Annotated in this window: 18 protein-coding genes; 7 read left to right on the plus strand and 11 right to left on the minus strand. The window is 72.4% G+C overall.

Going from position 1 to position 19496, the window contains the following annotated elements:
- Positions 1-92 precede the first annotated feature (92 nt).
- Genes Sru02f_RS26530 through Sru02f_RS26540 form a run of 3 tightly spaced genes read left to right on the plus strand, consistent with a single transcriptional unit; the run spans position 93 to position 2448 of the window.
- On the plus strand, positions 93-1019 hold the full coding sequence (locus Sru02f_RS26530; protein ID WP_109028373.1) for a beta-keto acid cleavage family enzyme: 927 nt from the start codon (positions 93-95) through the stop codon (positions 1017-1019).
- Positions 1016-1972, plus strand: a complete 957-nt coding sequence (locus Sru02f_RS26535) for a 3-hydroxyacyl-CoA dehydrogenase NAD-binding domain-containing protein (RefSeq protein WP_109028372.1) — start codon at positions 1016-1018, stop codon at positions 1970-1972. The genes Sru02f_RS26530 and Sru02f_RS26535 overlap by 4 nt, the downstream gene beginning before the upstream one ends.
- On the plus strand, positions 1969-2448 hold the full coding sequence (locus Sru02f_RS26540) for a thioesterase family protein (RefSeq protein WP_109028371.1): 480 nt from the start codon (positions 1969-1971) through the stop codon (positions 2446-2448). The genes Sru02f_RS26535 and Sru02f_RS26540 overlap by 4 nt, the downstream gene beginning before the upstream one ends.
- On the opposite strand, the gene Sru02f_RS26545 is transcribed toward Sru02f_RS26540, so the two are convergent.
- Positions 2387-4303: an ABC transporter ATP-binding protein gene (locus Sru02f_RS26545; protein WP_109028370.1), complete on the minus strand. Its 1917-nt coding sequence runs from the start codon at positions 4301-4303 to the stop codon at positions 2387-2389. The genes Sru02f_RS26540 and Sru02f_RS26545 overlap by 62 nt on opposite strands.
- A gap of 246 nt (positions 4304-4549) precedes the next feature.
- On the opposite strand from Sru02f_RS26545, the gene Sru02f_RS26550 reads away from it, so the two are divergent.
- Positions 4550-5227 carry a GntR family transcriptional regulator gene (locus Sru02f_RS26550; RefSeq protein WP_174854944.1) on the plus strand — a complete coding sequence of 226 codons (678 nt, stop codon included), beginning with the start codon at positions 4550-4552 and terminating at the stop codon, positions 5225-5227.
- A 270-nt stretch (positions 5228-5497) separates the two neighbouring features.
- Positions 5498-7801: a M9 family metallopeptidase gene (locus Sru02f_RS26555; RefSeq protein ID WP_373103562.1), complete on the plus strand. Its 2304-nt coding sequence runs from the start codon at positions 5498-5500 to the stop codon at positions 7799-7801.
- 100 nt (positions 7802-7901) lie between these two features.
- On the opposite strand, the gene Sru02f_RS26560 is transcribed toward Sru02f_RS26555, so the two are convergent.
- The 7 genes from Sru02f_RS26560 to Sru02f_RS26590 form a co-directional block, all read right to left on the minus strand.
- Complete coding sequence (locus Sru02f_RS26560; protein WP_109028367.1) at positions 7902-8903, minus strand: proline racemase family protein; 1002 nt, start codon at positions 8901-8903, stop codon at positions 7902-7904.
- A gap of 2 nt (positions 8904-8905) precedes the next feature.
- Positions 8906-9802, minus strand: a complete 897-nt coding sequence (locus Sru02f_RS26565) for a dihydrodipicolinate synthase family protein (RefSeq protein WP_109028366.1) — start codon at positions 9800-9802, stop codon at positions 8906-8908.
- Entirely contained in the window at positions 9799-11298 is a 1500-nt protein-coding gene (locus Sru02f_RS26570; RefSeq protein WP_109028365.1) for an FAD/NAD(P)-dependent oxidoreductase, read from the minus strand. Before Sru02f_RS26570 ends, Sru02f_RS26565 begins: the two co-directional genes overlap by 4 nt.
- Entirely contained in the window at positions 11291-11545 is a 255-nt protein-coding gene (locus tag Sru02f_RS26575) for a (2Fe-2S)-binding protein (protein ID WP_109028364.1), read from the minus strand. Before Sru02f_RS26575 ends, Sru02f_RS26570 begins: the two co-directional genes overlap by 8 nt.
- A complete protein-coding gene (locus tag Sru02f_RS26580; RefSeq protein ID WP_373103749.1) occupies positions 11542-12702 on the minus strand; it encodes an NAD(P)/FAD-dependent oxidoreductase in 1161 nt (386 codons plus the stop codon). Before Sru02f_RS26580 ends, Sru02f_RS26575 begins: the two co-directional genes overlap by 4 nt.
- A gap of 181 nt (positions 12703-12883) precedes the next feature.
- Entirely contained in the window at positions 12884-13729 is an 846-nt protein-coding gene (locus tag Sru02f_RS26585) for an AfsR/SARP family transcriptional regulator (RefSeq protein ID WP_244941706.1), read from the minus strand.
- A 145-nt stretch (positions 13730-13874) separates the two neighbouring features.
- Positions 13875-14681, minus strand: coding sequence for a thioesterase II family protein (locus Sru02f_RS26590; RefSeq protein WP_109028362.1), 807 nt, complete (start codon positions 14679-14681; stop codon positions 13875-13877).
- A 232-nt stretch (positions 14682-14913) separates the two neighbouring features.
- Between Sru02f_RS26590 and Sru02f_RS26595 the strand changes: the two genes are divergently transcribed.
- The gene (locus Sru02f_RS26595; RefSeq protein WP_109028361.1) at positions 14914-15588 is read left to right on the plus strand and encodes a ScbR family autoregulator-binding transcription factor; all 675 of its coding nucleotides are present in this window, start codon (positions 14914-14916) and stop codon (positions 15586-15588) included.
- An 88-nt stretch (positions 15589-15676) separates the two neighbouring features.
- Here the strand turns inward: Sru02f_RS26595 and Sru02f_RS26600 are convergent, their stop codons facing one another.
- From Sru02f_RS26600 to Sru02f_RS26610, 3 genes are all read right to left on the minus strand, one after another.
- Positions 15677-15940 (minus strand): hypothetical protein, encoded by a 264-nt coding sequence (locus tag Sru02f_RS26600; RefSeq protein ID WP_109028360.1) that lies wholly within the window; start codon positions 15938-15940, stop codon positions 15677-15679.
- A 14-nt stretch (positions 15941-15954) separates the two neighbouring features.
- Positions 15955-17547: an acyl-CoA carboxylase subunit beta gene (locus Sru02f_RS26605; protein WP_109028359.1), complete on the minus strand. Its 1593-nt coding sequence runs from the start codon at positions 17545-17547 to the stop codon at positions 15955-15957.
- Positions 17548-17714: 167 nt separating this feature from the next.
- Positions 17715-18560 (minus strand): NAD(P)H-binding protein, encoded by an 846-nt coding sequence (locus Sru02f_RS26610; protein WP_109028358.1) that lies wholly within the window; start codon positions 18558-18560, stop codon positions 17715-17717.
- Positions 18561-18704: 144 nt separating this feature from the next.
- Between Sru02f_RS26610 and Sru02f_RS26615 the strand changes: the two genes are divergently transcribed.
- Positions 18705-19475, plus strand: coding sequence for an SDR family oxidoreductase (locus tag Sru02f_RS26615; RefSeq protein WP_164274512.1), 771 nt, complete (start codon positions 18705-18707; stop codon positions 19473-19475).
- The last annotated feature ends 21 nt before the right edge of the window (positions 19476-19496 follow it).

Genomic DNA, 19496 nt, shown 5'->3' on the forward strand with positions numbered 1-19496 from the left:
GAAGCCCCTGCCCCTGCCCCTGCCCCTGCCCCTGCCCCGCCCGCACCCTGCTCCGGCACCGCCGGAGTGGGAAGACCTCGGGAGGCCCCCGCATGCCCATGACCGAGAACGTCATCATCACCTGCGCGCTCACGGGCGCCGGCGACACCGTCCGCAAGAGCCCCCACGTTCCCGTCACCCCGGAACAGATAGCCAGGAACGCCGTCGAGGCGGCCGCCGCCGGAGCGGCCGTCGTGCACATCCATGTACGCGACCCGGAGACCGGCGATCCGTCCCGCGACCCGAAGCTGTACCGGGAGGTCGTCGAGCGCGTCAAGGAGACCGGCACCGACGTCGTCATCAACCTCACCGCCGGCATGGGCGGCGATCTGGTCATCGACCCGGACGCCCCGCTCACCCACCTGCCCGGCACCGACCTCGTCGGCGGTCTGGAGCGCCTTCCGCACGTCGAGGACCTGCTTCCGGACATCTGCACGCTGGACTGCGGCTCGCTCAACTTCGGCGACGGCTCGAACCTCTACGTCTCCACTCCCGACATGCTGCGCGCGGGCGCGCGGCGCATCCAGGAGCTGGGCGTGCGGCCCGAGTTGGAGATATTCGACACGGGCCAGCTCTGGTTCGCCAAGCAGTTGCTCGCCGAGGGCCTGCTCGACGACCCGACCGTCTTCCAGCTGTGCATGGGCATCCCGTGGGGCGCGCCCGCGGACCCCGGGGTGCTCCAGTCCATGGTCAACATGCTGCCGGACGGTGCGCGCTGGGCGAGCTTCGCGCTCGGCCGGATGCAGATGCCGTGGGTCGCCCAGTCGATCCTGCTCGGCGGCCACGTCCGCGTGGGCCTGGAGGACAACCTGTACCTCGGCCGGGGCAACAAGGCGACCAACGCGCAGCTCGTCGAACGGGCCGTGACCCTCACCGAGTCGATGGGCGCCCGCGTCGCGACACCGGACGAGGCCCGCGCCACCCTCGGTCTCCGGCCCCGCGACCGGTCCGCCGCGACGACGAAGGAGCGCATCCGATGACCTCCCCCGAGAACGTACGCCGCGTCGCCTGTGTCGGCGCCGGAGTCATCGGCGGCGGCTGGGTGGCCCATTTCCTGGCGCGCGGCTACGAGGTGACCGCCTGGGACCCGGCTCCCGACGCCGAACCGAGGCTGCGCCGCCTGGTCGAGGCGGCGTGGCCGACGCTCACCCGGCTCGGCCTCGCCGAGGGCGCGTCGACCGACCGGCTCACCGTCACCGGCACCCTGGAACAAGCCGTCTCCGACGCCGAGTTCGTCCAGGAGAGCGCGCCCGAGAAGCTCGACCTCAAGCGCGATCTGCTGGCCCGCCTGGACGCGGCGACACCGCCCGGCGTCGTCATCGCCTCGTCCACCTCCGGCTATCCGATGACCGACATGCAGACGACGGCCGCGGACCCCTCGCGCCTGGTCGTCGGCCACCCGTTCAACCCGCCCTACCTCATCCCGCTCGTCGAGGTCGTCGGCGGCGAGCGCACCGACGCGGCGGCGGTGGCCTGGGCCTCCCGCTTCTACGAGGTCGCGGGCAAGTCCGTCATCACGATGGACAACGAGGTCCCGGGCTTCATCGCGAACCGCCTCCAGGAGGCGCTGTGGCGCGAGGCGCTGCACATGGTCGCGAGCGGTGAGGCGACGGTCCGGGACATCGACCGGTCGATCACCGAGGGACCCGGGCTGCGCTGGGCGGTGATGGGACCGATGCTGACGTTCGCGCTCGCGGGCGGCGAGGGCGGCATGGCGCACATGCTGGACCACTTCGGCCCGTCCCTGAAGTCGCCGTGGACGCGGCTGGCGGCGCCGGAGCTGGACAAGGAGTTGTACGACGCGGTGGTGGCCGGCTGCGACGAGGCGGCGGACGGCCGCTCCATCGCCGACCTGGTGGCCGAACGCGACCGGGGCGTCGTCGAGGTACTGCGCGCCACCGGCCGCCTGGGCCCCGAGGAGGACGCCCGATGACCGGGCTCCCGCTGCTCCACCGCACGGTCCGGCCGGAGTGGATCGACTACAACGGCCACCTGAGCGAGGCCTTCTACGTCCTCGTCTTCGGTCACGCCACGGACGCGCTGATGGCCCGGGCGGGCCTGGACTCCGGCTACCGCGAGTCCACCCGCTGTTCCCTCTACACGGTCGAGTCCCACATCCGCTTCCTCCGCGACGTGCCCGAGGGGGCACATCTGGCCGTCCGCACCCGTGTGCTGGGCGCGGCGGCCCGCAAGGCGCGTTTCACGCACGAGATGTACGTGGTGCCCGGACCGGACGCGGAGCCGGCGCCCGACGCGGCCGCGGTCGCGACGTCCGAGCTGCTCGCGGTCCACGTCGACCAGTTGGCGGGGCGGGCCACCGAGTTCCCCGAGTCGGTCCGGCGCCGCTTCACGGAGCTGACCGAGCCGCCTCCTCACTGGGCGGGCCGCTCGATTCCCGCGGTGGCCTGACGTGCGGGGGACCGCCGTCGCGGCGGTCCCCGTCGTCGCGGCGGTCCCCGTCGCCCGACGGGCCGGTGCTCTCGCCGAGGAAGCCGCCCGACTGGTGCCGCCACAGCCTGGCGTAGGCGCCGTCCGCCGCGAGCAGCTTCTCGTGGGGGCCCTGCTCGACGACGCGTCCGCGGTCGAGGACGACGAGGCGGTCCATGCCGGCGACGGTGCTCAGTCGGTGGGCGACCACGAGGGCCGTACGTCCGTCCATCAGCCGCCACAGGGCGTCCTGGACGAGGAGTTCACTCTCCGAGTCCAGCGCGCTGGTCGCCTCGTCGAGCAGCAGGACCGGGGCGTCGCGCAGGATGGCCCGGGCGAGGGCGACGCGTTGGCGCTGGCCGCCGGACAGCTTCACCCCCCGCTCCCCCACCAGCGTGTCGAAGCCGTCCGGGAGCAGGTCGGCGAACTCGGTGACGTGCGCGGCCGCGGCGGCCGCGCGGATCTCCTCGTCGGTGGCGCCGGGCCGGGCGAAGGCGATGTTGTCCCGCAGGCTGCGGTGGAACATGGCGGGTTCCTGCGGGACGTAGGCGATCAGTGAGCGCAGATCGCTCTGGCGCAGCAGGCTGATGTCCTGGCCGCCGATCAGGATGCGTCCGGCGTCGATGTCCGACATCCGCAGCAGGAGCCTGGTGAGCGTGGTCTTGCCGCCGCCGGACCTGCCGACCAGACCGATCCGGGCGCCCGCGGGCACGTCCAGGTCGAGCCCCCGGAAGATCGGCTTCGCACCCGCGTGCGCGAAGGTCACCGCCTCGAAGCGGATGCCGGAGTCCCGCGGCGCGAGGGGTGCGGGCGCGTCGGCGTCGACCACGGTGGGCGGATCCAGCAGCAGCTCGGTGAACTGGGCGGCCTCGGTCGTCGAGCTCTCCAGCCGCCGGTAGATCTGGTTGAACTCGAACATGATCTGGGTGGCGTTGGAGTAGTAGGTGAAGGCGACGACGACCTCCTCCACCCCCTGGCCCGGGCCGCCGAAGGCGATGGCGACCAACAGGCCCAGGACGTTGGTCAGTACGGACATGGGCGCGATCAGGGTGTCGACGCGCAGGTTGCCGTAGTCCCACGATCTCAGGGTCAGGCGCCGGGAGTCCGCGACCCTGCCGCGGTGTTCGGCCGCCTCCCGGCGCTCGGCCGCGAACGCCCGGACGGTCTCCATGTTCATGAGGCTGTCGGCGACATGGCCGGAGACCCGGGCGATCGCGGCCTCCCGGTCGTTGACGAGCCGTTGCCTGCGCCGGATCAGCGGTGTCGCGGCCACCACCGTCAGCGCGATCATCAGGAACAGGCCGACGACGAGCATCGGTTCGTAGCTCCACAGGACCACGGCCCCGAACACCAGGGGGACGAGACTGCCCACGATCCGGTACGTCACCGTGTCGACGAAGTCCTCGAAGCGCTTGCCGAAGCTGAGCACCCTTTTGGTCAGGGAGCCGGCGAAGTTGTCGTGGAAGAACGCGGCGTCCTTGGCGAGGAGTTCGTCCATGCCGCTCACGTACAGGTGCTCCATGCCGAGGGCGTCCACACGGTTCAGGCAGTGCTGCCCGACCCGCCAGACGGCCTCGGCGAGCAGCAGCGTCAGACCGAAGCCCAGCACGTACGGCAGCGCCCGGCCGAGGGTGAGACCGCCGTCGTCGGCGGCCTGCCCCGCCAGTTTGGCGATCAGCAGGGGCGCGACGTAGCGGATGCCGATGTTGCCCACGGCCGGCAGCAGCAGGGCGGGCAGGGCCAGCCGCCGCAGGCGCAGCAGTTCCCGGCCGTAGTGGCGCAGGGCCAGGACGACCGCGCTCCTGCCCGGCGCCGGTCCTCGCGTGTCTGTCGTCACCGTCACACTCCCGGAGGTTCGGAAGCCGGAAGTCTCCCGTCGGACGGGGTTCACAGTCCAGGCATTTAACGCGGACCGTCGACAACCGGACACCGCACGGGCCCTCCGCGTCTCTCCCCGACCACCGAGTCCGGGTGGTGTCGCTGCGGCCGCCCGACAGCGCGGGCCCGCACCGGCCGTCGAGACAACGTGACATTGTATAGTGGGAGGTCATTGGCTGGTCGGGCGCAGGACGCAGGAGCACGGATGCCGCATCTCAAGTCCCAGGCGATCTCCGTCCAGACCCATCTGCGCGACCAGGTCGGTGACGCGCTCCGCGCCGCCCTCATCGCCGGTGACCTGCGTCCGGGGGTCGTCTACTCCGCCCCCACCCTCGCCGCGGAGTTGGGCGTCTCCGCGACTCCGGTGCGCGAGGCCATGCTGGACCTGGCCAGGGAGGGCCTGGTCGAAGCCGTGCGCAACAAGGGCTTCCGGGTCACCGAGATGACCGAGCGGGACCTCGACGAGTTCACCGAAATCCGAGCCCTGATCGAGGTTCCCACCGTGGGCCGCGTCGCCGCGACGGCGACCGCGGAGCAACTGGAGGCGCTGCGCCCGCTGGCACAGCAGATCGTCACCGCGGCCCGGAAGCACGACGTCCTCAAGTACCTCGAAGCCGACCACCGGTTCCACCTGGAGCTGCTGGCCCTGGCGGGCAACCACCATCTCGTGGAGGTGGTGGGCGATCTGCGCAAGCGTTCACGCCTGTTCGGGCTGGGCAGCCTGAACGAGACGGGGCGGCTGGTCGCTTCCGCCCAGGAACACGTCGACCTCCTGGACCTGATGGCGGCCGGCCGCGGCACCGAGGCCGAGGAGTGCATGCGCCGCCATCTCGCGCACGTCCGCACACTGTGGGCGGACGGCAGGACGCACGTCGAGGACTGACCCGAAGAGCACCCTCGCCCTCAAGTCCCCTTTCGTGCAGGCCACTTGGTGACGACGGCAATCGCTGGGCCGTTATTCCGTCCGACCACTTCCCATGCCATGTCACCTGTGCAATGGTACATGGCACAGGTCGTGGTCATGCCCATTTCAACGCAGCTCAAGGCATCGGCCGTGCCCCCGTCCGTTCGACGGCGCGGCCCTCCCCGATCCACGACTCCTTGACCCTCCATGGGCCCGCGTCGCGTGGTCCCCACCCTCATGGGAGGCAAAGTGAGAACGTCATGTGTCCGGCGGCGTCCGGGGGCGGCCCTGCCGCTGGCCCTGGCCGTCGCCATGGGCGCCGGCCTGCCGCAGCGCAGCTACGGCGCCCTGCCCTCGGCCCCCGCGTCCGCCGCACGGGCCGCGCACACCGGACAGCAGCACGCCGGTCCCCCGCCCGTGGCCCAGTCCGTCACCGCCCCGAGCGAGCATGTGGGCAGGGAGCGGCTGACGGCCTCGTCGATTCCCCCGCTGGCGGCGAGCAAGGACGCGCTCAAGCAGTCCTACGGGCAGCAGAAAGAGCCCGCGGAGCCGCGGACCGCGGACCGGGGGAAGCCCACGGCCGCGGCCGCCGCGTGCGACGTATCCGCCTTCACCACCCGCACCGGCGGCGCACTGGTGCGGCAGATCAAGTCGGCCACGACCGACTGCGTCAACACCCTGTTCAACCTGACCGGAAACGACGCCCACCAGGCCTTCCGCGAAGCACAGATGACCACCGTCGCCCACGCCCTGCGCGACGGTTCGGCGTCCTACCCCGGCAACGCCGGCACCGGCATGCCGCAGCTCGTGCTCTACCTCCGCGCCGGCTACTACGTGCACTACTACAACGCCAGTACGGTGGGCGGCTACGGCAGCACCCTGCAGACCGCGATACGCGCGGGGCTCGACGCCTTCTTCGCCAGTCCGCACTCCCGCGACGTCGGCGACGCCAACGGTGAGACCCTCGCGGAGGCCGTGACCCTCATCGACAGCGCCGAGGAGAACGCCCGCTACATCCACGTCGTCAAGCGGCTGCTGGCGGACTACGACTCCTCCTGGAACTCCTCCTGGTGGATGCTCAACGCGGTCAACAACGTCTACACCGTGACCTTCCGTGGTCACCAGGTGCCCGCGTTCGTGAGCGCCGTCCAGTCGGATCCCGGCCTGATCGACGCCCTGTACGGCTTCGCGTCCGGTCACCTCGCACTCCTGGGTACGGACCAGTCCTACCTCACGTCCAACGCCGGTCGTGAACTCGGCAGGTTCCTGCAGCACTCCGCTCTGCGGAGCAAGGTCCGCCCGCTGGCCGCCGGCCTGCTGAACTCGACCTCGATCACCGGCACCACCGCCCCGCTCTGGGTCGGCGTCGCCGAGATGACCGCCTACTACGACCCCGCCAACTGCTCCTCCTACGGCACCTGCGACCTGCCGGCCCAGCTGGCGAAGGCGGTGCTGCCGGTGACGTACGCGTGCGGTTCCGGCATCACCATCAGGGCCCAGCAGATGTCGTCGGGCGAGCTGTCCTCCAGCTGTGACAGCCTGCGCGGCCAGGACGCCTACTTCCACTCGGTCGCCCGGGACGGCGGGCCGGTCGCGGGCGACCAAAACGACACGATCGAGGTCGTGGTCTTCGACTCGAGCACCGACTACCAGACCTACGCCGGTGCCATGTTCGGAATCGACACCAACAACGGCGGCATGTACCTCGAGGGCGACCCGTCGGCGACCGGCAACCAGCCGCGCTTCATCGCCTACGAGGCCGAATGGCTGCGCCCCGACTTCCAGATCTGGAACCTCAACCACGAGTACACCCACTACCTCGACGGCCGCTTCGACATGTACGGCGACTTCGACGCCAACATCACCACCCCGACCATCTGGTGGGTCGAAGGTTTCGCCGAGTACGTCTCCTACTCCTACCGCGGCGTTCCGTACACCGAAGCGATGACCGAGGCCGGCCGCGGCACCTACGCGCTGAGCACCCTCTTCGACACCACGTACAGCCACGACACCACCCGCGTCTACCGCTGGGGCTACCTCGCCACGCGGTACATGCTTGAGAAGCACCGCGCCGACCTGGACACGGTTCTCGGCCACTACCGCGCAGGCGACTGGAACGCCGCCCGCGCCCATCTGACCGGCACCATCGGCACCCGCTACGACGACGACTGGTACACCTGGCTGGCGGGCTGCGCCGCCGGTGACTGCGGCGGCGGCACCGGCACCGAGTGCACCGGCACCGACACCAGGGAGCTGGGGCAGAACTGCCGGCGGAGCGGCCAGGCCGCCACCACCGGGAACTACGCGTACCTCTACCTCCACGTCCCGGCCGGCACCGCGCGGCTGACGGTCACCACCTCCGGCGGCACGGGCGACGCGGACCTGTACTACGGCGACAGCGGCTGGCCGGGCACCACCGGCTACACACGGCGTGCCACGGGCGCCGGCAACAGCCACACCCTGACCGTCGACCGACCGGCGGCCGGCGCCCACTACATCAGTCTGTACGCGGTGGACGGCTTCGACGGGGTGACCGTCGCCACCGGCTACTGACCCGGCGCGGATCCGGCGCGGACCCGGCGCGGGAGCGACCGACGCGCCGGGGCCCGGGGCGGCGCGAAGCCGCCCCGGGCCGCAGGCGTGGGTCCCGTGCTCAGAGGGTGAAACCCGCCGGGTAGGGGTCCGAGGGATCGAGCAGGTACTGCGCGGTGCCGGTGATCCAGGCCCGGCCCGTGACGGAGGGCAGGACGGCCGGGCGGTCCCCGACCGTCGTCTCCCCGAGGATCCGCCCGACGAAGCGGGAGCCGATGAACGACTCGTTGACGAAGTCCCGGCCGGACGGCAGCAGGCCACGGGCGTGCAGTTGCGCCATGCGGGCGCTGGTGCCCGTGCCGCAGGGCGACCGGTCGAACCATCCCGGATGGATCGCCATGGCGTGCCGCGAGTGCTCCGCGGTCGATCCGGGCGCTTCGAGGTAGACGTGGTGGCACACGTCGATGTCCGGATTCTCTGGGTGGGACACCGGGTTCTGCTTGTTGATCGCGTCCATGACGGCCAGTCCGGCGTCCAGCAGCGGCTGCTTGTGCGCCCGCTCGAAGGGGATGCCGAGGTCGTCGGTCCGGACGAAGGCGTAGAAGTTGCCGCCGTAGGCGATGTCGTAGCGCACCTCCCCGTGTCCGGGGACGTCGACGACCTGGTCGAGGGCATGGGAGTACGACGCCACGTTCTCCAGGGTCACCGACTCGGCGTGGCCGTCGCGCACCCTTACCCGGGCCGTGACCAGTCCGGCCGGGGTGTCGAGCCGGACCGTCGTCTCCGGCTCGGTCACCTCGACCATGCCGGTCTCGACCAGGACCGTGGCGACACCGATGGTCCCGTGCCCGCACATCGGCAGGCAGCCGGAGACCTCGATGAAGAGCACGCCGTAGTCGGCGTCCGGCCGGGTGGGGGGTTGCAGCACGGCCCCGGACATCGACGCGTGTCCGCGCGGCTCGCACATGAGCAGGGTGCGCAGGTGGTCGCGTTCCGCGACGAACCGCTGCCGCCGCTCGAACATCGTCGCGCCGGGGAGGACGCCCACCCCGCCCGTGATCACGCGGGTCGGCATCCCCTCGGTGTGCGAGTCGACGGCGTGGTAGCAGACCGTCGAACGCATCGTCAGTTCACCCCGGCGTCGATGAGGGCCTGGGTGGCGGCGCGCACGACCGCCTCGGTCTCCGGGCCGAGCGGCTGACGCGGCGGGCGGCAGGGACCACCACGGCGGCCGGTCAGCTCCTGGCCGAGCTTGATGGCCTGGACGAACTCCGTCTTGCTGTCCCACCGCAGCACCGGGTGCAGTTGCCGGTAGAGCGGCAGCGCCGCCTCCAGGTCGCCTCGGACGGACGCCTCGTACAGCGCCAGACAGGCCCGGGGGAAGACCTGCGGGTAACCGGCGACCCAGCCCTTGGCACCGGCGAGGGCGACCTCCAGCACGGTGTCGTCGGTGCCGATCATGAGGTCGAGGCCGGGGGCCAGCTCGGAGATCTCGTAGCAGCGCCGGACGTCGCCGGAGAACTCCTTGACCCCGACGATGTACCCCTCGGCGTGCAGCTTGGCCAGCAGGTCGGGGCGCAGGTCCACCTTGGTGTCGATGGGGTTGTTGTACGCGGTGACGGGCAGGCCCACCGAGGCGACCCGTTCGAAGTGCTGGAGCACCGCGCGGTCGTCGGCGCGGTAGGCGTTGGGCGGCAGGCACATGACGGCCTGACAGCCCGCGTCCTTGGCGAACCGGGCGTGCCGCTCGGCCTCGCGACCGCCGTAGGCGCCGACGCCCGGCATGACGGTGAAGCCCTCGGGGGCGTTCGCGACGGCGGTCTCCACGACGCGGTCGCGCTCCTCGTACGTGAGGGTCTGGTACTCGCCCAGCGATCCGTTCGGCGCGACGCCGTGCATCCCCTGCGCGGCGAGGTGGGCGACGCTCTCGCCGTACGCGCCGAAGTCGACCGAGAGATCGTCGTCGAACGGCAGGCTGGTGGCGACGATGACGCCGTGCCAGGGCTTGCGGGTCTCGCTCATGGACACTCCTTGTCGGTTTCACTGCTGTCCGCCGTTACCGCCGAAGTCGCCGGTACGGGCGGTGCCGCCGATACCTGCGGGTCTTCGTCGAGGTCGGCGAGGGCCCCGAGGGTGACGGGCGTCGCGACGAGCCGTTCCGCGGGCTCGTAGGCCCGGCGCCGCGCCGTGAGGCAGTGCACGGCGGGTCCGCACATCCGCCCCTGGCACCAGCCCATGCCGGCCCGGGTCAGTTGCTTGATCTGCCGGTGGTCGGGTGCGCCGTCGGCGCGGGCGGTCCGGATCGCACCGGCGGTCACCTCCTCGCAGCGGCACACGACGGTCTCGTCGGTCAGCCACGAGGACCAGGCCGGAGGAACCGGATGGGCCAGCGCCATCGCCCGGGCGAAGGCGCGTTGCCGGTCCACCGCCGAACGCAGCGCCGTCAGGCGCCTGTTCGCCGGTACGGGGGTGGCGCGGGCGTCTGCGAGGACCGACGCCGCGGCCAGCCGGCCCTCGTTCACGGCGAGTGCCGCCCCGCCCACCCCGCACGTCTCCCCCGCCGCGTAGAGGCCGGGGACGGTGGTGCGCTGGCCCCTGTCGACCGCGACCACCGCGTTGCCGTCCGCCGAGTCCGTGAGGGAAGCCCCGAGGGGAACGAGCAGGTCGAGCTGGGGTGCGAAGCCCCAGCCGACGCCGACGGCGTCCACCTGCACGCGTCGTTCCGTGCCCGGGCGCGGGCTGCCGTCCGGGGCCAGCGAGGCGATCCGTACCGACGTCACGCGTTCGTCGCCCTCCGCGGCGACGATGGCGGTGCGCGGGCGGACCGGGACGCGGTGGCGCACGAGCGTGGCGGCGTACCCGGCGCCCTCGGCCCACTTGTCGGGATTGCGCAGTAGCGGGCCGGGGTGCCGCAGCCAGGCCCGGGGGTGGGCCGCCTCGCACACCGCGACCACCTCGACGCCGCGGGCCGCGAGTCCGGCGGCGACCGGCAGCAGGAACGGGCCCGTGCCGCCCAGCGCGACCCGGCTGCCGGCGGCCACTCCACTGCCCTTGAGCAGGGCCTGCATCCCGCCGGCGGTCAGCACGCCGGGCAGGTCCCATCCCGGGAAGGGCAGTTGGCGGTCGTAGGCGCCGGTGGCCACCAGGAGTCTCGCCGCCCGCAGGACGACGGCGGTCTCCGGCGGAGCCTCGCGGCGGTCGACCGCGTGGACCGCGAATCCGTCGCCCTCGCGGACCGCGGACCACGCGTGGTGCCCCAGGCGCAGGTCGAGCCGGCCCGCCGTCCGGTGTGCCGCCAGCGCCCCGCACAGGGCGCGGTACCGGTCCAGTCCGTGGTGCAGGTCGTCGGTCGGTACGGCCGCCCGCGCGTGCTCGGGCGGGTGGCGCCAGTACTGACCGCCGAGGGCGGTTCCGGAGTCCAGCAGGGCGACGCGCAGTCCGCCGGCCAGCGCCGTGGCCGCGGCGGCCATGCCTGCCGGGCCCGCGCCGACGACGACGAGGTCCGCGGGCTCACTCATCGTCGTCCTCCAGGGTCGTGACGGTCATGCCCGGCCGGGCCGGCACCAGGCAGGCGCGCTGCCCGCGGGCTCCGTCGACGGTGACGAGGCAGTCGAAGCAGACGCCGATGCCGCAGAAGACGCCACGCGGGCGGTGTCCGACGCGGGTGGTGCGCCAGGCGACACGGCCCGCCGCGACGAGGGCCGCGGCGACGGTCTGACCCTCGGCGTACGGCAGGGGCTCGCCGTCGACGACGATCTCGCTCACTGGGGCGCACCTCCGGGGGTGAGGAAGCGGTCGGGGAGAAGGGCGGTGTGGGCGGCCGGATCGGCGCCCCGCCAGGGCCGGCCGAGCAGGTGGGCCGTGACGAGCGCGCCGGTGGCGGGGGCGAGGCCGATGCCGGCCCCCTCGTGGCCGCACGCGTGGACGACGCCCGGCACCCGCGGGTCGGGGCCCACCACCGGCAGGTGGTCCGGGCAGTACGGCCGGAAGCCGCGGTAGGCGCGCATCAGATGGACTCCGCGCAGGAAGGGGAAGAGCCGGCACGCCTGGGCCGCGAGCCGGGCGAGAACGGCGGTGTTCATCGTGGTGTCGAAACCGACGCGTTCCCGGCTGGCGCCGATGAGGATCGTGCCGCCGCGCGTGCCCTCCACGACGCAGGAGGTCTCCAGTCCCGCGTCGGAGGAGGCGACGTTGGCCACGTAGTCGGCGGAGTAGACCTTGTGCCGGACCATCGGCGGCAGCGGTTCGGTCACCAGGACGAAGCCGCGGCGCGGCAGTACCTCGACGGGGGCGCCGAGCCGCCGTCCGACCTCACCGCCCCAGGTTCCGGCGGCGTTGACGACGGCGTCGGCGGGCAGCACGTCACCGGCGGCCGTCCGGACACCGGTGACGCGGCCGTCCCGGCCGGTCACCGCTCCGGCCACCTCGCCCGGGTGGAAACGCGCGCCGCGCCGTACGGCGGCCCGCAGCAGCGCGGCCGCCGCCAGCACGGGCTGCACCTGCGCGTCCTGCGGGTAGTGGACGCCGCCGGGGATCCCGGGTGCGAGGTGGGGTTCGAGGTCCCGCACCCGGTCGACCTGCTCGACGCGGACACCGGCCGCCTCCTGCCGGGCGGCGAACTCCTGGAGCGCCGCGAGGTTCTCGACGCCGTCCGCCACCACCAGGCCGCCCTTCGCCTCCAGTTCGAGGGAGTCGGGTCCCAGCTCCCGGCCGGCCTCGTCCCACAACGTGCGGCTCAGGTGTGCCAGGGCGAGTTCGGGGCCGGGTTCCTTGTCGGAGAGGAGGACGTTGCCCTCTCCGCGGCTGGTCGTCCCGGCGCCTACGGGGCCGCGGTCGGTGACCGTGACGTCCATGCCCGCCGAGACGGCGTGGAAGGCGCAGGCGGCGCCGACGACTCCCGCGCCCACGACGACGACCTTCAGGGTCAACGGCTCCTCCTCCGTGCACGCACCTCACTGTGCAATGTCACATGCGATGAGTGAGGCTATACATCCGGCAGGCGGAAGACAACGCCCACTTCACCGCCGGCGGCCGGCGAGGGTGGGAGATCGACCCCGGGTGCCCGGGCCGGTCGGGGCACCGGCCGGCTCGAGGTCGGGCGCGTCACGCCCGGAGCGGGGCGGCGACCCGGTCGCGGTGGCCGTCGTACGGGGCGAGGAGGTCGCCGGGGCCGAGCAGCGACGGGCCGGTGCCCGGCGGCGGGTCGAGTACCTCGGACTGGAGGCGCTGGATCTCGGGCGAGGGTTCGAGGCCGAGCTCGGTGTCCAGAATCCGGTAGAGGCACTGGTACGCCTCCAGCGCCTCCGCACGCCGGCCGGCCCGGTGCAGGGCGCGGATCAGTCGCCCATGGAACCACTCGTTGAGTGGGAAGTCGTGGACCAGTGAACGCAGTTCGGGGATCGATCCCCGTTCCCGGCCGAGGCGGCGGTCCGCCTCGAGTGCCAGTTCCAGCGCTCGTATGCGGACCTCCTCCAGATGCACCGCGCGCGCCGTGAGCGCCCGGCCCACCGGGACGTTGGACAGCATGGGGCCACGCCACAGGGCGAGCGCGGCGCGTGCGCTGTCGGCGGCGGACTGGAGACGGCCCTGGTCCAGTTCCGTCCTCGCCCGGTCCACGAGCCGCTGGAAGACGGTGCTGTCCACCTCCTCGTCGGTGACCCGGATGACATAGCCGGGGGCGTGGGTGGCCAGCAGCCGGCGTTCGCCGTCGGTGAGCCGCCGGTCGCGGAACATCCGGCGCGCCTGGTGGATGTACGTCTGGACGGTGGCGTGGGCGCTGCGCGGCGGGTCGTCGCCCCACAGCTCCTGGATGACGGAGTCCGCCGCGACGATCTCGTTCGGCCGGGTCAGCAGCAGGGCGAGTGTCCGGCAGACCTTGGGCGTGGTGGGCAGATGCACCCTGCCGTCATCGCCGATGATCTCGAACGGGCCCATGAGATTGAACCGCACTGCCTCACACTCCTGTCCCGGCACACGGGTTGCCGTGCCGCGGATGTCGTACGTACACGGAGATCCGGCCGCCGCGGAACGCGGGACTCACCGGCCGCCGGGTGGCGGGACCGCGGAGTCGGGAGAAGAGACCGAGCGGTCCGTTTCATTGTGGGCCAGGAGTGCCCACTGGGGACTCACCATGAAGCAACGCCCGCTGCCCGGGACCGGGTGCGGCCGTGGCGCGCAGTGCGGACCGGACGATACCGGCGACCTCGGGGACGCTCTGGTCGAGATAGAAGTGGCCGCCCGGCAGCACCCTCAGGTCGGATCCCGCGGTGGTGTGCTCGCGCCACGCGGCGGCGGCCGCCACGGGGACGACGGGGTCCCGGTCCCCGACCAGGACCGTGACGGGGACGGCGAGCGGCGGACCCGGCTGCCAGGTGTAGGCCCCGACCGCCCGGTAGTCGGCGCGCAGCGGCGGCATCACCATCTCCATCACGTCCGGGTCGTCGAAGACCTTCCCCACCGTGCCGCCGAGCCGGCGGATCATGGCGATGACCTTCTCGTCGGTGTCCAGCCGGTCGCTGTCACTGCCCTGCGGCGTGGGCGCGAACCGGCCGGACAGGAACAGGTGGCACGGTCCGGGCAGTGCGCGCCGCCGCAGTTCGCGGGCGAGTTCGTAGGCGAGCAGCGCACCCATGCTGTGCCCGAAGAACGCGTGCGGGCGGTCGGCGAACGGGGCCAGTTCCCCGGCGAGCGCGTCCACCAGCAGCCCGATGTCCGCGAGCGGCGGTTCCCGCCTGCGGTCCTGGCGGCCCGGGTACTGCACCGACAGGACGTCGAACTCGGGCGTCAGTTCCCGGGACAGCGCGAGGAAGGCTCCCGCGGCGCCGCCCGCGTGCGGGAAGCAGAGCAGCCTGAGGCCGCTGTCGGGTGCGGGACCGAACCGCCTGAACCAGTCACTTCCCATCGCTTCTTCCCCTTACCGTTCGCCGTGTGCGGCCGGCCCGCGGCGGACCCGACGGAGTGCGGGCCCGGAGCGGACGGGACCAGGGTGGACCCCGCCGCTGGTGGACGGCATGAGATCGGCCAGAGGGAGCGCACGGTGCTCGCGCGATTACCGCCCGGTGGGGGCGGCACGTGACACTGGGGTGCCACTTATCCCGCCTTGGGGCTCGACGATCGCGACCACGGAGCACGACATGACCAAGCAGGAGCGGGCGGCACGTACGCGTCGAGCGCTGATTCTCTCCGCCGCCGAGGTGTTCGACCAGGAGGGTTTCGCGCCCGCGTCGCTCACGATGATCAGCTCCCGGGCCGGGGTGAGCAACGGGGCACTGCACTTCCACTTCGCGAACAAGAGCGCGGTGGCCGAGGCGGTGCAGGGCGAGGCGTTGTCGGTGCTCCGGCAGATCGCCCACTCGCGGCCGGAGGGGGCCGCGCCCTCGCTCCAGTCCCTCGTCGACACCTCGCACACGCTGGCCCAGCGGCTCCAGGACGATGTCGTGCTGCGGGCCGGCTTCGGGCTGAGCGGGGACGCGACGTGGAAGGAACGGGCCGATCTGCGGCGCCACTGGGTGGACTGGGTGAGCAGCGGCCTGACCGTGGTCGCCCTGGACGGCGCCCTCGCGGACGACGTCGCCACGGGCGACGCGCTGGCGGTGATCGCGGCGACGACGCTGGGGTTCGAGGCCATGGGCCGGACGGATCCGCAGTGGTCGACGCGGGAGATGTTCACCCGGCTGTGGCGGCTGCTGCTGCCGCGGATCTCGGCGGACAACGGCACGGGGACGGTCGCACCGGAAGGCACCGGCGCCCCGGACACCGTCGTGCCGGGTCCTCGCTGGTGGCCGGCGAGGCAGGACGCGCCGCGCTGACCCGAACCCCACGGCACGGTCCGGCCGGCGCTCCGCACATGCCGGTGGCCCGGAACCCCGCTCCGGGGGTCCGGGCCACCGGACGTCGCTATGCCGCGTTCCGCCAGCTCGGCGAGGCCGCGGACGCCCACGAGGTCGCGGCGCGCCGTCGGGCCGCGGAGGGGAGCCAGCGGGCGCCTGTGCGGCGTCGTTCGCCGGAGCGTTCGCGCTCGTCCTCGGCGGCGCGGGCCGCTTCCGCGGCCATGGCCGCAGACAGGACGACCGCGACCGCGGCGACCTCCTCGGCGCTGGGCGAGCCGCTGGTGATGCGCCACGACTGGGCCGACAGGATCTCGGACGTGTCGTTCGCCATGTGTCCTCCTCGGGCTACTGGGGCTGGTTGCCGTGCTTGCGGGTGGGCAGCGGCGCGTGCTTGTCGCGGAGCATCCGCAGCGCGCCGATCAGTACCGACCGGGTCTCCGCCGGGTCGACGACGTCGTCGACGAGACCGCGCTCCGCCGCGTAGTACGGGTGCATGAGCTGGTCGCGGTACTCGTCGATGCGAGCCCTGCGCACCCCCTCGGGGTCGTCGGACGCGGCGATCTCCCGGCGGAAGACCACGTTGGCCGCGCCCTCCGCGCCCATGACCGCGATCTCGTTCGTCGGCCAGGCCAGGGCGATGTCCGCGCCGATCGAGCGGGAGTCCATCACGATGTACGCGCCGCCGTAGGCCTTGCGCAGCACCAGGGAGATCCGCGGGACCGTCGCGTTGCAGTACGCGTACAGCAACTTCGCGCCGTGCCGGATGACGCCGTTGTGCTCCTGGTCGACACCGGGCAGGAAGCCGGGAACGTCGACCAGGCTGACCAGTGGGATGTTGAACGAGTCGCACGTCTGGACGAAGCGCGCCGCCTTCTCCGAGGACTCGATGTCCAGCACACCGGCCATGGACTGCGGCTGGTTGGCGACGATGCCGACGACCTGTCCGCCCAGCCGGGTCAACGCGCAGATGATGTTGGGCGCCCAGCGCTCGTGCACCTCGAAGTACTCGCCGTGGTCGGCGATCTCCTCGATGACCCGACGCATGTCGTACGCGCGGTTGGGGTCGGCGGGCACCAGCGTCAGCAGCGCCTCCGTGCGCCGATCGGCCGGGTCGTCCGGCACTTCGGCGGGCGGCAGCTCGCGGTTGTTGGCGGGCAGGTAGGACAGCAGGTGCCGGACGTCCTCCAGGCACTGCTCCTCGTCGTCGTAGGCGAAGTGCGCCACGCCGGACGTGCCGGCGTGCACGTCCGCGCCGCCCAGCCCCTCCTGGGTGATCTGCTCGCCGGTGACCGCCTGGACGACGTCCGGTCCGGTGATGAACATCTGGGAGGTGCCGCGCACCATGAAGACGAAGTCGGTCAGGGCGGGCGAGTAGGCCGCGCCGCCGGCGCAGGGGCCCATGATCACGCTGATCTGCGGGATCACGCCGGAGTTGCGGACGTTGCGCTGGAAGATCCCGCCGTAGCCGGCGAGCGCGATGACGCCCTCCTGGATGCGGGCGCCGGCGCCGTCGCAGAGTCCGACGACCGGTGCCCCGGCGGTCTCGGCGAGATCCATCAGCTTGTGGATCTTCTGCGCGTGCGCCTCGCCGAGCGCGCCGCCGAAGATGCGGAAGTCGTGGGCGTAGGCGAAGACCGTCCGGCCGTCGACCTGCCCCCACCCGGTGACCACGCCGTCGCTGTGGGGCTTCCTGTCCTCCAGCCCGAAGCCGGTCGCGCGGTGCCGGCGGAAGGCCTCGGTCTCGGTGAACGTCCCCTTGTCGAAGAGGAGTTCCAGCCGCTCGCGTACGGTCAGCTTGCCCTTTGCCTTCTGCGCCTCGGTCGCACGTTGGCTGGGACCGGCCAGGACACGCTCGCGCAGCTCGGCCAGCTCCGCCACCCGCGCCTCCATGGTCACGGGCAGGGAACCGCCCGCCGGTCGTTCCTCGACGGTGCTCATACGAGTCCTTTCCAGACGAGTCCAACAGACCGTTGCATCATGGCCATAACCGCTCAAGGCGCCCTTGAGAGTGGCTGGGGAGGGCGCGTGCGGCGGGGGCTGCCGCCGGTGCCGACCCACCGGTGCGCGACCGGCGTGACGGCACCGGACCAGGCCGGTACCGCTGCTCAGTCGCGCCAGGCTCCCTCCGCCACGGCGGTCTCGGCGTACTCGGCGAAGGTCCGCGGGGCTCGGCCCAGGGCCTGCCGCACGCCGTCGGAGACCTTGCTCTCGAAGCCGCGCTCGACGGGGTACAGCGCGGCGGCCCACAGCCCGGCCTCCTCGGCCGGGATTCCCTGGGCACCGAGTTCGGCGACGAACTGCTCGGTGGTGAGCGGGGTGTACCGGACCTTGCGGCCGGCCGCCGACTCGATGACGGACAGGACCTCGGCCAGCGGCAGCGGTGCGGGTCCGGAGAGTTCGTAGGTACGGCCGGCGTGGCCGTCCTCGGTCAGCGCGGCCACCGCCACCGCCGCGATGTCCTCGACGTCGATCCAGCTCGCCGCGCCGTCACCGGCGGGCAGCCGCAACTCGCCGGCAAGCACCCCTTCGTTGAAGAACCCCTCGTTGAAGTTCTGCGCGAACCATCCCGGCCGCAGCACGGTCCAGTCGACGCCGGACTCACGGACGGCCGCCTCCCCCTCCAGGAAGGCATCGCTCGTGGTGGGGTCCTCGCCGTAGTAGCCGGGGGTGTCGACGCCCCGGGCGGAGAGCAGGACCAGCCGCTCCACCCCGCTCGCCACCGCCCTCCGCACCAGGGCGCGGGTCCGCGGATCGCCGTCGTTCTGGACGATGTAGACGCCCGAGGCGCCGTCGAGCGCGGGGCCCCAGGTGGACTCGTCCAGCCAGTCGAAGCGCACCTCGCCCGAACGGGAGGCCGGCCGCACGGGCACGCCCCGCTCCTTCAGCAGGCGCACGACGCGGCGCCCGGTCTTTCCGGTGCCGCCGATAACAAGTACGGGTTTTGTCGTCATGCCGCCGAGGGTAATTGCAGAATTTCCCGTCCCGACCGGGGAATTAGCAGGCGATGGACGGCGAGTGGGAAGGGAGCGGCAGCATCACATTTGCGGCCCTGGCTTCTGCGGTCGCGAATGACTGAGAGATTGAGGAGTTCCCGCATGACTGCCCTCACGAACAAGACGGCGCTGGTCACCGGTGGCAGCCGGGGCATCGGGCGTGCCATCGCCCAGCGACTGGGCAAGGAGGGCGCGCTGGTCGCCCTGACCTACTCCAGCGACGAGGCCGCCGCCAAGGAGACCGTCCACTCGATCGAGGCCGCGGGCGGCCGTGCCTTCGCCTTCCGCTCGCAGCTGGGCGTGCCGGGTGACGCCGAGGCGCTGTGGCAGGCCTTCGACGCGCAGATCGGTCAGTACGCGGACGGTGGCTCCGGCCTGGACATCCTGGTGAACAACGCGGGCATCGCCGGCCCGGGCCTCATCCACGAGGTCGAGGAGGCCGACTACGACAAGGTGTTCGCGGTCAACGCCAAGGCCCCCTTCTTCATCATCCAGAAGGGCCTGGAGCGTCTGCGCGACGGCGGCCGTATCGTCAACATCTCCTCCGGGGTCACCAAGGTCGCCTTCCCGGGCATGACCTCCTACGCCGCCGCCAAGGGCGCGGTCGAGGTCCTGACCCTCACCCTGGCCCAGACCCTGGGCTCGCGCGGCATCACCGTCAACGCCGTCTCCCCCGGCACCATCGAGACCGACATCCACCCGTGGATGGCCGACCCCGCCGCCAAGGCCCACGCGGCCGGCTTCTCGGTCTTCAACCGGGTCGGCCAGCCCGACGACGTCGCCGACGTGGTCGCCTTCCTGGCCTCCGACGACGCCCGCTGGGTCACGGGCCAGAACATCGACGCCAGCGGTGGTTCCGGCCTCGGCCTCTGAGCGCCCTCCGGAGGGCTCTCG

This window comes from Streptomyces rubrogriseus (assembly GCF_027947575.1).
Taxonomy (GTDB): Bacteria; Actinomycetota; Actinomycetes; order Streptomycetales; family Streptomycetaceae; genus Streptomyces; species Streptomyces rubrogriseus.